At 66.8% G+C, this 12,959-nt stretch carries 12 protein-coding genes; 4 read left to right on the plus strand and 8 right to left on the minus strand.

Annotated elements, in window-relative coordinates; translation table 11 throughout:
• Positions 1 to 13 precede the first annotated feature (13 nt).
• Complete coding sequence (locus QQK63_RS11340; protein ID WP_277822819.1) at positions 14 to 1,438, plus strand: M20 family metallopeptidase; 1,425 nt, start codon at positions 14 to 16, stop codon at positions 1,436 to 1,438.
• On the opposite strand, the gene QQK63_RS11345 is transcribed toward QQK63_RS11340, so the two are convergent.
• Entirely contained in the window at positions 1,435 to 2,910 is a 1,476-nt protein-coding gene (locus QQK63_RS11345; RefSeq protein ID WP_277822821.1) for a carboxypeptidase M32, read from the minus strand. The genes QQK63_RS11340 and QQK63_RS11345 overlap by 4 nt on opposite strands.
• Positions 2,907 to 4,049, minus strand: a complete 1,143-nt coding sequence (gene ctaA, locus QQK63_RS11350; RefSeq protein WP_277822823.1) for a heme A synthase — start codon at positions 4,047 to 4,049, stop codon at positions 2,907 to 2,909. Before ctaA ends, QQK63_RS11345 begins: the two co-directional genes overlap by 4 nt.
• 164 nt (positions 4,050 to 4,213) lie before the next feature.
• Between ctaA and QQK63_RS11355 the strand changes: the two genes are divergently transcribed.
• On the plus strand, positions 4,214 to 5,452 hold the full coding sequence (locus QQK63_RS11355) for an MFS transporter (RefSeq protein WP_277822825.1): 1,239 nt from the start codon (positions 4,214 to 4,216) through the stop codon (positions 5,450 to 5,452).
• 7 nt (positions 5,453 to 5,459) lie between these two features.
• Here QQK63_RS11355 and QQK63_RS11360 read toward each other — a convergent pair whose 3' ends face one another.
• From QQK63_RS11360 to cysS, 5 genes are all read right to left on the minus strand, one after another.
• Complete coding sequence (locus QQK63_RS11360; protein ID WP_277822827.1) at positions 5,460 to 6,230, minus strand: squalene/phytoene synthase family protein; 771 nt, start codon at positions 6,228 to 6,230, stop codon at positions 5,460 to 5,462.
• On the minus strand, positions 6,227 to 6,949 hold the full coding sequence (locus QQK63_RS11365) for an SAM-dependent methyltransferase (RefSeq protein WP_277822829.1): 723 nt from the start codon (positions 6,947 to 6,949) through the stop codon (positions 6,227 to 6,229). Before QQK63_RS11365 ends, QQK63_RS11360 begins: the two co-directional genes overlap by 4 nt.
• A complete protein-coding gene (locus QQK63_RS11370; RefSeq protein ID WP_277822831.1) occupies positions 6,946 to 7,398 on the minus strand; it encodes a hypothetical protein in 453 nt (150 codons plus the stop codon). Before QQK63_RS11370 ends, QQK63_RS11365 begins: the two co-directional genes overlap by 4 nt.
• Positions 7,395 to 9,014 carry a citramalate synthase gene (cimA, locus tag QQK63_RS11375; protein WP_277822833.1) on the minus strand — a complete coding sequence of 540 codons (1,620 nt, stop codon included), beginning with the start codon at positions 9,012 to 9,014 and terminating at the stop codon, positions 7,395 to 7,397. The genes QQK63_RS11370 and cimA overlap by 4 nt, the downstream gene beginning before the upstream one ends.
• A gap of 135 nt (positions 9,015 to 9,149) precedes the next feature.
• Positions 9,150 to 10,559, minus strand: a complete 1,410-nt coding sequence (cysS, locus tag QQK63_RS11380) for a cysteine--tRNA ligase (protein ID WP_277822835.1) — start codon at positions 10,557 to 10,559, stop codon at positions 9,150 to 9,152.
• Between the two features lie 180 nt (positions 10,560 to 10,739).
• On the opposite strand from cysS, the gene QQK63_RS11385 reads away from it, so the two are divergent.
• Positions 10,740 to 11,042, plus strand: a complete 303-nt coding sequence (locus QQK63_RS11385) for an MmcQ/YjbR family DNA-binding protein (RefSeq protein ID WP_277822837.1) — start codon at positions 10,740 to 10,742, stop codon at positions 11,040 to 11,042.
• A gap of 73 nt (positions 11,043 to 11,115) precedes the next feature.
• Positions 11,116 to 12,285 (plus strand): pyridoxal phosphate-dependent aminotransferase, encoded by a 1,170-nt coding sequence (locus QQK63_RS11390; protein ID WP_277822839.1) that lies wholly within the window; start codon positions 11,116 to 11,118, stop codon positions 12,283 to 12,285.
• A 3-nt stretch (positions 12,286 to 12,288) separates the two neighbouring features.
• Here QQK63_RS11390 and eda read toward each other — a convergent pair whose 3' ends face one another.
• Entirely contained in the window at positions 12,289 to 12,939 is a 651-nt protein-coding gene (gene eda, locus QQK63_RS11395) for a bifunctional 4-hydroxy-2-oxoglutarate aldolase/2-dehydro-3-deoxy-phosphogluconate aldolase (RefSeq protein WP_277823025.1), read from the minus strand.
• Positions 12,940 to 12,959 lie beyond the last annotated feature (20 nt).

Raw genomic sequence — 12,959 nt, forward strand, 5'->3', positions numbered from 1 at the left:
AGACAGGAAGATCATGCAAAATACCTCTGCCATTCCCGATCTGGTTGCGCGCCATCAGGAGGATCTGACCGGTCTTGCCGACCGCGTTTGGGGCATGCCCGAAACACTCTATGGCGAATTCCGGTCCTCGGCCGAACATGCCGCCATGCTGCGCGCCAAGGGTTTTCGCGTGACCGAAGGGGTCGCGGGCATTCCCACCGCCGTCACCGGCGAGGCGGGATCGGGCGGGCCTCTCATCGCCATCCTCGGGGAATACGATGCGCTGCCGGGGTTGAGCCAGGTCGCGGGCCTCGACCGCCCGGAGGAGGTCGAGGCAGGCGGTCCCGGCCATGGCTGTGGTCATAACCTTCTGGGCTCTGCCGCGATGCTGGCCGCCTGCGCGGTCAAGGATTGGCTGGAGGCGACAGGCACACCGGGTCGCGTGCGCTACTACGGCTGCCCCGCCGAGGAAGGCGGCGCGGCCAAGACCTTCATGGTGCGCGATGGTGCCTTCGACGATGTGGATGCCGCCGTCACATGGCATCCGGGCGGCATGACGCGGGTCGATGACCCCCTGTCGCTCGCCAATACACGGATGGATTTCCATTTCTCGGGCCGCGCGGCCCATGCCGCAGCCCAACCGCATCTGGGGCGTTCCGCGCTTGATGCCGTGGAACTCATGTCGGTGGGCGTGAACTACCTGCGCGAACACATGGTGCAGGATGCGCGCATCCATTACGCCTATCTCGACGCGGGCGGAAAGGCTCCGAATGTCGTGCAAGCGCGGGCAAGCGTGCGCTATTCCATCCGGGCGCTCGACCTTCACGAGATGCTGGCGCTGGTCGAACGGGTCAAAAAAGTGGCCCAAGGTGCCGCTCTGATGACCGAAACCAGTGTCGAATTCCAGATGTTCGCCGCCGTCTCGAACCATTTCGAGAACCTGACGATGGACAAGGTCATGCAACAGGCGCTCGACGAATTGGGCGGCGTGCCCTTCGACGATCTGGACCGTGCCTATGCCGCCAAGATCCGCGCGACGCTGTCTCCGTCCGACATCGCCGCCGAATGGTCGGTGGTGAACCAACCGCCCGGCGACGCGGTGCTGTGCGATTGGGTGGTGCCGATGCGCCCGAACGGCAAGGTTCTGATCGGGTCGACCGATGTGGGCGACGTGACGTGGAAGGTGCCGACGACCGAGGTTCTGGTCGCGACGGCGGCCATCGGTACGCCGCTGCACAGCTGGCAGATGACGGCGCAGGGCAAATCGGGCGCGGCGCACAAAGGGATGATCCACGCCGCAAAGGCGATGGGACGGGTCGCCGAAATCCTCATCAGCGATCCGGCCCGGCTGGCCGAGGCGAAGGAGGAGCACGCCAACCGATTGGCTTTGACGCCCTACACCTGCCCGATGCCGCCCGACCACAAGCCGCCGCTGGTGCCACGCCCCGACGCGGCCTAAAGCCCGTAAAGTACGCCGAATTTCGTTTCGAGATAATCCAGCAGTGGCCCCTCGGTGACGGGGCCGCCCGTGGCGTGTTCGATGGTCTGGCGCGGGGGCCGCAAGCCGCCATGGGTCTGGACGCGCTCCTTGAGCCAGCCAAGCGCGCGCGATGGATCGCCCTTTGACAGATCCTCGTCCAACCCCGGGAAGTCGGCGCGCAGGGCCGCGTGCAGGCAGCCCGCATAGACATTGCCGAGGCTGTAGGTCGGGAAATATCCAAACAGGCCAACGGGCCAATGCACATCCTGCAACATCCCGTGCGAGGGACGATCCACCGCCACCCCGAAATCGGACAGGAACCGGTCGTTCCAAGCCGCTTCGAGATCGCCCAAGTCCAGATCACCGCGCATCAGCGCGCGTTCGAGATCGAAGCGCAGCATGATGTGGAGGTTGTAATGCACCTCGTCCGCTTCGGTCCGGATATAGCCCGAGGCGACGCGGTTGACCGCGCGGGCGAAATCCTCGGGGCCCGTGACGGAGAGCGGGCCGAACAGATCGACCATCCGCCCGTAAAGCCAATGGCAAAAGGCGGGCGAGCGCGCCAGTTGGTTTTCATAGATCCGGCTTTGGCTTTCGTGGACGCCCATCGACACGCCTTGCCCCAGAACGGTAAGCCCATGGATTTGGTCTATATTCTGCTCGTAGCCCGCGTGGCCGACCTCGTGGATCGTGGAATAGAGACAGCCGAGCGGATCGCTTTCGTCCACCCGCGTGGTGATGCGGACATCGTTGAAGGAGCCCGAGGAAAACGGGTGGACCGCCTCGTCGATCCGGCCGCGCGACAGGTCGTAGCCGAAGGCTTGGGCGATCTCATGGGCCAGCGCCAATTGCCGGTCTTTCGGGAAATGCCCTGTCAGTTCCGGCGCGGGTGCTGCGGCCATGACATGTGCGCGCAGCGCGACGATGCGCGGGCGCATGGCATCGAAAAGGGCCGCGATCTCGTCGCCTTTCAGCCCCGGCTCATAGCCATCCAGAAGCGCGTCATAGGCATCGCCGCCTTCTGCGAGGGCGGCGCCTTCTTCGCGGCGCAGCGACACGACCTGCCCCAGAACCGGCAGGAAACCGGCCAGATCCTCGGCCTTGCGCGCTTCGGCCCATTGGCCCTGAGCGACGGAGGTCACGCGCGCGATCTCGGCGGCGAGTTTACCGGGAACCTTGCGCGCGCGGTCGTAACTGCGGGAAATCAAACGCAATTGCGCGGTTTCGGCCTCGGTGGTGGCCTTGGCAGAGGCCAACCAATCCGCGATGCGCGGATCCGTGCGGCGGGCGTGCAACACGCCTTCGAGCGCGGCCATCTCGTCGCCGCGTTGCGCCGCCGCGCCGCGCGGCATCATGGTTTCCTGATCCCACCCAAGGCGCCCCATGACCTGGCTCAGCGCCTCGGTCTCGCGTTGGAAGGCAAGGAGATCGGAGAGTGCGACCCCGCTCATGCCCGTGTGCCTTTGACGCTTTGCGAAAGGGGATAGATCGACAGGAACCGCGCCCGCAGGATCAGGGTCAGCACCGCGACCGCGCCAAGCTGGTGCCAGATCGCGATGTACCATGGCGAGGAATGCATGACCGTGACGATGCCCAGAACGATCTGGCCGAAGATCGCCACCAGCACCCAGTCGAAGGCGCGGCGGGTCGCCATCCGCGCGTTGCGGCGGGCTGCGAACCAGGTGCCAATCGCTAACAGAAGGATAACATAGCCGACCATTCTGTGAATGAATTGTACCGTGCCGTCATTCTCGAAAAGGTTTCGGAAACCAAGTTCCGCGACCCAGAAATTCGGCGGCAGAAATCCCCCCGCCATCAGCGGCCAGTCGATGTAGTTGCGGCCCGCGTCGATGCCCGCGACCAGCGCGCCGATCAGGATCTGGACGAAGGACAGGTGCAACAGCCCCGTCGACATTCCCTTGAGCTTGCGGTCGCCGTCGCGGCGGGCCTGCATCAAGAGCGCCTCTTCGCGGCCGAGCTTGAACAGGTACCACGCGATCAACCCGAGGATCAGGAAGGCGAGACCCAGATGCGTCGCCAACCGGTAGGAGGCGACATCGAGCATCCCCTCCTGCAGACCCGAATGCACCATCCACCAGCCGATCGCGCCTTGCGTGCCACCCAGAACCCCAAGCAGGAGCAAACGCCCCTTCCATCCCGGCGGGATGTTGCGCGTCACGAGAAGGCCCAGAAAGCCGAGCGCCCAGACAGCGCCGATCACCCGGCCCAGCTGACGGTGACCCCATTCCCACCAGTAGATCACCTTGAATTCGGCCATGCTCATGCCGCGGTTTTGCAACTGGTATTCGGGGATCTGGCGGTAAGCATCGAATTCGGCCTGCCATTCCTCGGCCGACAAGGGCGGGATCGCGCCCGACAAGGGTGCCCATTCCGTGATGGAAAGGCCCGAGTCGGTCAGCCGCGTCAGGCCGCCCACGGCGATCATGGTGACGACCAGCGAGAAGAGCATCATCAGCCAGATCCGCACGCGGCGGCGGGCGGGGCCGTGATCGCGCGTGACGCCGCCGGGCGTGGCGGCGGGTTTCTGCGTCTGGGAAACCTCTTCGAAGATGCTGCGCGATTTGGCCATCACCCGTCCCTCCTGCTTTCGCGGCAAAGACCTATCGCGCCCCGCCCCCCCCTTCAAGCGACCGCGTCATCCTGCCCCCTGCCCGAGGGGCCCGAGCGCCGTCGAAAGATGCGCGACACCTCCCCCGCTGGACGGGGCGAGAAATTCCCGCTACCGCGTCAGCCATGACGGACACGATCGCACAGGGCGCACCGGCCCCCAATGATGATGCCCGCGCCCGGCGCAATGTCGCGGTGCTGGTCATGGCGCAAGCCATCCTTGGCAGCCAGATGCCGCTGATCTTTACCGTGGGCGGCCTTGCGGGTCTGATGATCGCGCCCGCGCCCGCGCTGGCCACGATCCCGATCTCGCTGATCGTCTTTGGCTCCATGACCACGGCCCCGTGGCTGTCGGCGCTGATGCAGCGTTACGGGCGGCGCGCGGGGTTCCTTGCCGGATCGCTTGGCGGTGCCATCGGGGCCGCAACGGCGGGCTATGGCCTTTGGATCGACAGTTTCGCGCTGTTCCTTTTGGGCTCCTACCTGACCGGCATCTACATGTCGGCGCAGGGCTTTTACCGATTTGCGGCGACCGATACGGCAAGCCCTGCCTTCCGACCCAAGGCAATTTCCTACGTCATGGCCGGCGGCCTGTTGTCGGCCTTGATCGGGCCGCAGCTGGTCAAGCTGACGGTGGATGCGACGGTGGTGCCCTTTGTCGGGGCCTATATGGCGGTCGTGGTGCTGAACCTTGGCGGGTCGTTCCTGTTCGCCTTTCTCGATGTCCCGAAACCCATGCCGCCTGCGCCGGGGGCTGCGACGGGGCGGACGCGGATGGAATTGCTGCGCGATCCCAAGATCGCGGTCGCGGTCATCTGCGGGATGGTGTCCTACGCGCTGATGAACCTGATGATGACCTCGACGCCGCTGGCGGTCGTGGGCTGCGGGTTCACCACCGGACATGCCGCCGACGTGGTTTCGGCGCATGTGATCGCAATGTTCGCGCCGTCGTTTTTCACCGGGCACCTGATCGCGCGTTTTGGGGCCATGCGGATCGTGGCCATCGGGTTGGTCCTGCTGGCATTGGCGGGCGGTGTGGCGCTGAGCGGGGTGGAGTTGACGCAATTCTTCGCGGCACTCGTGCTGTTGGGCATCGGTTGGAATTTCGGCTTCATCGGGGCGACGGCGATGTTGACGCAGGCCCATACGCCCGAGGAACGCGGCCGGGTTCAGGGATTGAACGATTTCCTTGTCTTTGGCTGCGTCACCTTCGCCTCGCTGTCGTCGGGGTTGATGATGAGCTTTGGCGAGGATGTGCAGCAGGGCTGGACGGCGGTGAACCTTGCGATGCTGCCCTTCCTGATTTTGGCCGGTGCCGCGCTGATCTGGCTGGCGCTGCGGCCCAAGGATGCGGTTGCGGCCTAGGCGGCCGCTACCAGCGCCCCGTCGCGGCAAGCCGCGCAAGGCGCAGGCTGTCGCGCAGGCCCGCGCCCGGCAAGCGTCCCGCCGCAACCAGCCCGGGGTCGGCCAGCACGGATTTGAGCGTCGCCTCGGCCCGCCATCCGGCGTAAAGCGCAGGCGCTGCGGCGCGCGGGACAATGGCCCGCGCAGCGCGGGCACGGGTGAGCCGCGCCAGACCGTCTTTTGCAAGGTCGCGCAGGGCGTCGTGCGTCCCCTCCACCAAAGGCACGCGGCCCGCCGCCTCGAGCGCCGGGATGGCGCGCAGGAAACCGGCGAGGCCATAGGCCCATCCGGCATCGTGCAACACCGGTTCCGCCTCGGGCGTTGCGCCGAGCGCGCGGGCGGCGACCGTTACAAGGGGCGCGGAGGTGTCGCCGATATAGGCATCGAAGGCCGCACGATCTTCGAACGGGTCCTTGTGGATGTCCCAGCGACGCGCGGCGACGAGCGCGTCGAGCGGGCCGAACAGATCGGCGGGGATGGCCGCGGCCAAGGGTTGGGCGACCTCGTGGGCGCGGGGCTTTTTGCCTGCCGCGATCTCCTCGACCACGTCGCGCCAGAATTGCAGACGCATTTCGGCGATCAAGGGTTCCTCCGTCACCCAAGGGGCGCGGCTGACCTCGATGTTGAAGGCGTAGAGCGGGAAGAGAACACGACGCGCCGCAACGGGCGAGGCCATGGCGGCGCGAAAGCGGTCGGGGGCGCCGCGCGCGACCATTTCGGCGCAGGATTGAAGGCTCATGCCGGGCTTACCAGCGACAGGAGATATCCGGTTTCGGCGCGATGGGCGCGCCAGAGCGCGATTTCCGCCTCGGCCTGATCGAGGACCGCCGAAAGCGCCGCATCCGCGCCGGGGCGCAGACGGGCGATCCGCGCCTCCATCGGGCGGAAATAGCTTTCCCAACCGATGTCGCCGATGCGTCGCGTGGCCAGCGTGGTGAAGCCCGCCGCCGCGACCTGGGCCGCGATGCCCGCCGCATCGGTCAGCCGCGGATACCCTTCCCAAAAGGCGAGTGCCCCCTCGGACGGGGTGTCGGTGAAAAGGCAGGGTTCGGAAAAGGCGATGACACCACCCGGCGCAAGACGCGGGGTCCAAGCCCGCAAGGCCGCCTCGACCCCGAGGAAATAGACCGCACCCGCGCACCAGATGAAATCGAAGGGCCCTTCCGGCGCGGTCATGTCGCCCGTCAGGAGCGTGACGCGCGCGTCAACCCCCCAGCGCGCCTGCGCGGCAATGATGAAGGGGGCATGAAGGTCGATGGCCGTCACATGACCCGAGGGGGCCGCGCGCAAGAGCGCGCCGATATCGCCCCCCGGGCCGGAGGCGGCATCAAGGATGCGCGCATCGGGTTTGAGGCCTGCAAGCTCCGCCGCCCAAGCGACATCTGCGGTTTCCCCCGGACCTTCGCGGGGCAAGTCGGCGTGCAGCGTGAAGAAAGCGTCCTCGGGCCGATCGGTCATGGCCAGTCTCCGGTCGGGGCGGTGCAGGCGGGATGGGTCGCGTCGACCTGCGTCAGCGTGAGGTCGTGGAAGTGCCGCTCTTCGTTCATCCCGAAGGCGGCGGTGGCACTGTAGACAGCGTTGTCCTGTCCGTGGCCGATCCAGCGCAGCACCCCTGCCCCGTCGGCGAGGTGCAGCGCGATCTCGTTGCGCGGGAAGCCGTCGCCGCCATCCGAGAGGGGAAGCCCGGCCAATGCGGCGGCGAGTCGTTGCCATGTTCCGGCGAAGCGGCCGGGTTCGGTGAGCGTGGTCAGGTCGCCGCCGTCGGTATCGGCGAAGAGGACGAAGATCTCGTCGCTGTCGCAGACGATTTCCACCATGCGGCATCCATCCTCGTGCAGATCGGAGTTGCTGAGCCGCGACGGGCGCAGCACGGCAAGCTCCGCAGCGGACAGGGCATCCCGGCTCATGCGGCGGGTGCCCCATCACGGACGAGTTTCCACATCACGGCATCGATCAGCGCCTCGAAGCTGGCGTCGACGATATTGGCCGAGACGCCCACCGTCGACCAGCGCCGCCCGGTGGCATCCTCGCTGTCGATGATGACGCGGGTCACGGCCTCCGTCCCGCCTTGGGTGATGCGAACCTTGAAGTCGACGAGGCGGATATCGTCGATGTAGCGCTGGTAGGGGCCAAGATCCTTGGCGAGCGCCTTGGCGAGCGCGTTGACGGGGCCGCGGTCGGTGCCGGCCTCGTCCATGGATTCGGAGACCGAGAGCATCTTTTCCTCGCCGATCTTCACCACCACCACCGCTTCGGACAGGCTGACCATGCGGTCATACTTGTTCTTGCGGCGTTCGACGGTGACCTTGTAGCGCTTGACCTCGAAGAACCGGGGCATGTCCCCGAGCGCCCTGCGGGCCAGCAGTTCGAAGCTCGCCTGCGCGGTGTCGTAGGAATAGCCCTGATCCTCGCGCGCCTTGATTTCTTCGAGGATGGCGGGAAGGGCGGCGTGATCGCGCGGCACGTCTAGCCCCATGTCGGAGAGCCGCTGGCGCAGGTTCGACTGCCCCGCCTGGTTCGACATCGGGATGATGCGGGCATTGCCCACCATCGCGGGGTCGATGTGTTCGTAGGTGGCGGGGTTCTTGACGATGGCCGAGGCATGAAGCCCCGCCTTGTGCGCGAAGGCGGAGGCGCCGACGTAAGGGGCCTGCCGCATGGGCACGCGGTTCAAGATGTCGTCGAGCATCCGGCTGATCCGGGTCAGGCCGCGCAAGCCGTCGCGGGTGATGCCCGTTTCGAACCGGCTGGCGTAGGGTTCTTTCAGAAGAAGCGTGGGGATGAGCGTGGTGAGGTTCGCATTGCCGCAGCGCTCGCCCAGACCGTTGAGCGTGCCCTGGATCTGGCGCGCGCCCGCCATGACGGCGGCAAGACTGCCTGCGACAGCGGTTTCGGTGTCGTTGTGGGTGTGAATGCCGAGCCTGTCGCCGGGGATGCCTGCCGCGATCACCTCGGCCGTGATGCGGCCGATATCGTCGGGCAATGTGCCGCCATTGGTGTCGCAGAGCACGATCCAGCGCGCGCCTGCGTCCCGGGCGGCGCGCAGGCAAGACAGCGCGTAATCGGGATTGGCCTTGTAGCCGTCGAACAGGTGTTCGGCATCGAACAACGTTTCGCGGCCTTGGGCCACGCAATGGGCGATGGAAGCGTGGATATTGTCGAGGTTTTCGTCGAGGGTGATCCCGAGCGCCTCGGTCACGTGGAAATCATGCGTCTTTCCGACGAGGCAGACAGCAGGGGTTTTGGCGTTGAGGACGGCGGCCAGCACATCGTCGTTTTCCGCCGACCGGCCCGCGCGCTTGGTCATGCCAAAGGCGGTCATCTTGGCGCGGGTTTTGGGCGCGGCATCGAAAAAGGCGCTGTCGGTGGGGTTCGCGCCCGGCCAGCCGCCTTCGATATGGTCGAGGCCGAGCGCGTCGAGAGCGGTCGCGATGCGCAGCTTTTCGGCGGTGGAGAATTGAACGCCCTGCGTCTGCTGCCCGTCGCGCAGCGTCGTGTCGTAGAGATAGAGGCGGTCAGGCATGGAGTTTTCCCCGGCTGGGGGTGGTGGGTGTGGGGGCGTTTTGGGGGGCGGTGCGCCTGAAGGCGCACCCTACGGCGTACCCGACCCAAAGCATCGTAGAGTGTGCCTTTAGGCACACCATGCGGGTTGCGAGGGTCATACCAACCCCTCCAGCTTGGCGGGGTCGAAGCCCGGTCCGGGGATCAGCTCGACGCCATCTTTGGCCATTCGCACTTCGACGCCCGCGGCGGTCAGGGCGGATTTAAGGGCATCGACGGCGGTGAAGTCCTTGGTTTGCTTGGCTTCTGCCCTTACATCTTCAAATCTTTGCCGGTAGGGGGCAAGACCCGCGGCATCGACATTTGCCACCGACCAATCGCCCATCTCGTCTTCCAAGAGGCCAAGCAGCCGCGCAGAGGCTTTCAGACGCGCCGGTTCCTGTGCAAGGCCGTGCAAAGCTGCAATGGCCCCTGCCGTGTTGAGATCATCGGCAATCGCCTCCAGCACACCATCCGCCGGGGCCGCCGTTGCCGTGACGCCCGAGACGATGTCCCGCCACTTCCGCAGCACCTTCTCCGCCTCTTCCCGCTTCTTCTCCGTCCAATCCATCGGCTTGGAATAATGCGTGGAGAGGAAGACGAAGCGGATCACCTCGCCCGGCACGCCCTGATCCAGAAGATCGCGCACGGTGAAGAAATTGCCCAAGGACTTGGACATCTTCTTGCCCTCGACGAGGAGCATTTCGTTGTGCAGCCAGATCTGCGCCATCTGCTCGGTGTGGTTGGCGCAGCAGCTTTGGGCGATCTCGTTTTCATGGTGGGGGAACAGGAGATCGTTGCCGCCGCCGTGAATGTCGAAGGTCTCCCCCAAGAGCGCCTTGGACATGGCCGAGCATTCGATGTGCCAGCCGGGGCGGCCCCTGCCCCACGGGCTGTCCCAGCCCGGCAGATCGTCGGTAGAGGGTTTCCACAGGACGAAATCCATCGGGTCTTCCTTGAAGGGCGCGACCTCGACCCGCGCGCCTGCGATCATGTCGTCGACCGACCGGCCGGACAGCGCGCCATAGGCGGCGAAGGAGCGGACGCGGAAGAGCACATGCCCCTTGGCCGGATAGGCGTGGCCATCCGCGATCAAGGCTTCGATCATCGCGATCATCTCGCCGATATAGGCGGTCGCGCGGGGCTCGTGATCCGGCGGAAGGCAGCCAAGCGCCGCCATGTCGTCACGGTACCAGCCGATCGTCTCCTCGCTGCGTTCGGCGATAAGGGCCTCGAGCGTGCCTTGGGCACCCGCTTCGCGCCGCGCGAGCGCGGTCTCGTTGATCCGGTCATCCACGTCGGTGAAATTGCGGACATAGACCGGCGCGGCCCAGCCCTTGTCGGGCGAGACATGGCGCAAGAGCCGGTAGAGGACGTCGAACATGATCGAGGGGCGCGCATTGCCCAGATGCGCGCGGTCATAGACCGTGGGTCCGCACAGATACATCCGGACGCCTTGGGCCGCATCGAGCGGGCGCAGCGTCTCGACCGAACGGCTCCGGGAATTGCGCAGGCGGATGTCGACCATGGAACGGGCCTTTCAGCGTACAGGAAACCGGCGACAGCCGCCTATCAGGTTGCGGGCGCGTTGAAAACCGGCAGTTGCGTGCGCCCGCGTCCACGCCGCAAAGCCCCTTTGACTTTGCCCCCGTATACCGTTGTATATGAAAACATGCGCCATGAGTTCGTCGATCGGCACTGCAGGGCGATGCCCAGAACCGAGCGGGTCACACCCTTCGGACCGGACACGGTCGTCTGGAAGATCAACGGCCACATGTTCGCCGCCTATACCGAGACCGGCGCGGGCCTGTCGGTGCGCACCACCAACCTCACCCGTGCGCTGGCGGTGATCCGGCAAAGCCGCCCCGCCTCGGCCCCGTACCTGACGGGGGGTGGTTGGGTTCTTCTGCCGTGGGAGACCGCGCCCGAGGAATTGCGGCTGCGGCTGATCGAAAGCTACAATCTGGTGCGGCGCGATTGGCCGCGCGATGTCGGCGCGGCGGAGGAATGAGCGCGAGGCCGCCTTGCGCCCGACCGCGCCCCATGCGCATCTCGGGCCGAGCATCAAAGCCGGAGATTGCGCCATGCCCCGCCCCTCGACCCGTATCGCGACGCTGACCGCAGAGGGTGACGACGGTTGGGGCATCTTCTACAAGGCGCGGGCGATGAAGGCCGTGGGCCGCGACGTTCTGGAACTGACCATCGGCGAACATGATGTGGGGACCGCCCCCGACATCCTGGCCGAAATGCACCGCGCGGCAATGGCGGGGCACACGGGCTATGCCGCCGTGCCCGGCATCGCCCCCCTGCGCGACGCGGTGGCGGGGCGGTTGAGCGCGCAGCATGGCGTCGCGTATGGGCGGGCGAACATCTTGATCGTGCCCGGCGCGCAGGCGGGGTTGTTCGCGGCCCATCACGCCGCCTGCGACGAGGGCGATACGGCCCTGATGATCGATCCCCATTACACGACCTATCCCGGTACGATCCGCGCGGTGGGTGCGCGCCCCCTGCCCGTCGCCGCGCGCAGCGAGGACGGGTTTCAACCCGATCTTGCCGCGCTGGAGCGGGCCGCGCCGGGGGCGCGGTCGATCCTGATCAACAGTCCCAACAATCCCACCGGTGCCGTCTACAGCGCCGAGAGCCTTGCGGGGATCGCGCGCATCGCCGAGGCGCATGATCTGTGGGTGATTTCGGACGAGGTCTATGACACGCAGGTCTGGACCGGGCGGCACATCCCGTTTGCGTCGCTGCCCGGCATGGCCGCGCGGACGCTGACGGTGGGGTCCTTGTCGAAAAGCCACGCGATGACCGGGTCGCGGCTGGGCTGGGTTGCGGGACCCGAGGCCGTGATCGCGCGGCTGATCACGCTCGCCACCCACACGACCTACGGCGTGCCGGGCTATATTCAGGAAGCGGGGCTTTTCGCGCTGAAGCAAGGCCCCGCGCGGGAGGCGGCGATCGCCGCCCCGTTCCGCCGCCGCCGCGACTGGTTGGCCGCACGGTTGGCCGGGCAGAACATCCTGCGGATGATCCCGTCCGACGGGGCGATGTATGCGATGCTGGATATCCGCGCCACCGGTCTGTCGGGAACCGGGTTTGCCGAGCGCCTGCTGGAGGACAGTGGCGTGGCCGTGATGCCGGGCGAAAGCTTCGGTGATGCGGCGGCGGGGCATCTGCGCATCGCACTGACCCTGCCCGATCCGACATTCGAGGAGGCCATCGACCGGCTGCTTGCCTTTGCCGCTGCGCTTTGAGCGTCAGGAGCGGGCAGGCCCGAGCCGTGCGGCCGCGCGCGCCAATTCCTCGATCCCGGCCCAATCGCCCGCGACACAAGACGCTTTGGGCGCGACCCACGACCCGCCCGCGCAGATCACGTTGGGCAGGGCGAGGTAGCCGGGCCCGTTTTCGGGCGTGACACCGCCCGTCGGGCAAAAGGCCACCTGCGGGATCGGGCCGCCGATGGATTTGAGCGCGGGTGCGCCGCCCGCTGTCTCGGCCGGGAAGAATTTCAGCATGTCGTAGCCCTGCTCGAACAGGGCCATGACCTCGGATGCCGTGGCAGCGCCCGGCAGGAGCGGAAGGCCGATTTCGACCGAAGCCGCGATCAGGCGCGGCGTCGCGCCGGGCGAGACGCCGAACCGTGCGCCCGCATCCTTGGCCGCGCGGATATCGTCGGGGGTGAGCAGCGTTCCGGCGCCCACGACGCCGCCCGGCACAGCGGCCATGGCGCGGATCGCGTCGAGCGCGCAGGGCGTGCGCAGCGTCACCTCGAGCGCGGGCAGGCCACCTGCCACCAGCGCCTCGGCCAGCGGGCGGGCATGGGCAAGATCCTCGACCACCAGCACCGGGATGATGGGGGCAAGGGCCGCGATCTCGCGGGTGGCGGCGGATTGGGCCTTGGGGGTCATCGGGGCGCTGTCGGGCACGT

Source organism: Roseicyclus marinus (genome assembly GCF_030163795.1).
Taxonomy (GTDB): domain Bacteria; phylum Pseudomonadota; class Alphaproteobacteria; order Rhodobacterales; family Rhodobacteraceae; genus Roseicyclus; species Roseicyclus marinus.

Coding starts and splice junctions, on each gene's coding strand:
- QQK63_RS11340 (WP_277822819.1), top strand. CDS start 14: ATGCAAAATACCTCTGCCATTCCCGATCTGGTTGCGCGCCATCAGGAG.
- QQK63_RS11345 (WP_277822821.1), bottom strand. CDS start 2,910: ATGAGCGGGGTCGCACTCTCCGATCTCCTTGCCTTCCAACGCGAGACC.
- ctaA (WP_277822823.1), bottom strand. CDS start 4,049: ATGGCCAAATCGCGCAGCATCTTCGAAGAGGTTTCCCAGACGCAGAAA.
- QQK63_RS11355 (WP_277822825.1), top strand. CDS start 4,214: ATGACGGACACGATCGCACAGGGCGCACCGGCCCCCAATGATGATGCC.
- QQK63_RS11360 (WP_277822827.1), bottom strand. CDS start 6,230: ATGAGCCTTCAATCCTGCGCCGAAATGGTCGCGCGCGGCGCCCCCGAC.
- QQK63_RS11365 (WP_277822829.1), bottom strand. CDS start 6,949: ATGACCGATCGGCCCGAGGACGCTTTCTTCACGCTGCACGCCGACTTG.
- QQK63_RS11370 (WP_277822831.1), bottom strand. CDS start 7,398: ATGAGCCGGGATGCCCTGTCCGCTGCGGAGCTTGCCGTGCTGCGCCCG.
- cimA (WP_277822833.1), bottom strand. CDS start 9,014: ATGCCTGACCGCCTCTATCTCTACGACACGACGCTGCGCGACGGGCAG.
- cysS (WP_277822835.1), bottom strand. CDS start 10,559: ATGGTCGACATCCGCCTGCGCAATTCCCGGAGCCGTTCGGTCGAGACG.
- QQK63_RS11385 (WP_277822837.1), top strand. CDS start 10,740: ATGCCCAGAACCGAGCGGGTCACACCCTTCGGACCGGACACGGTCGTC.
- QQK63_RS11390 (WP_277822839.1), top strand. CDS start 11,116: ATGCCCCGCCCCTCGACCCGTATCGCGACGCTGACCGCAGAGGGTGAC.
- eda (WP_277823025.1), bottom strand. CDS start 12,939: ATGACCCCCAAGGCCCAATCCGCCGCCACCCGCGAGATCGCGGCCCTT.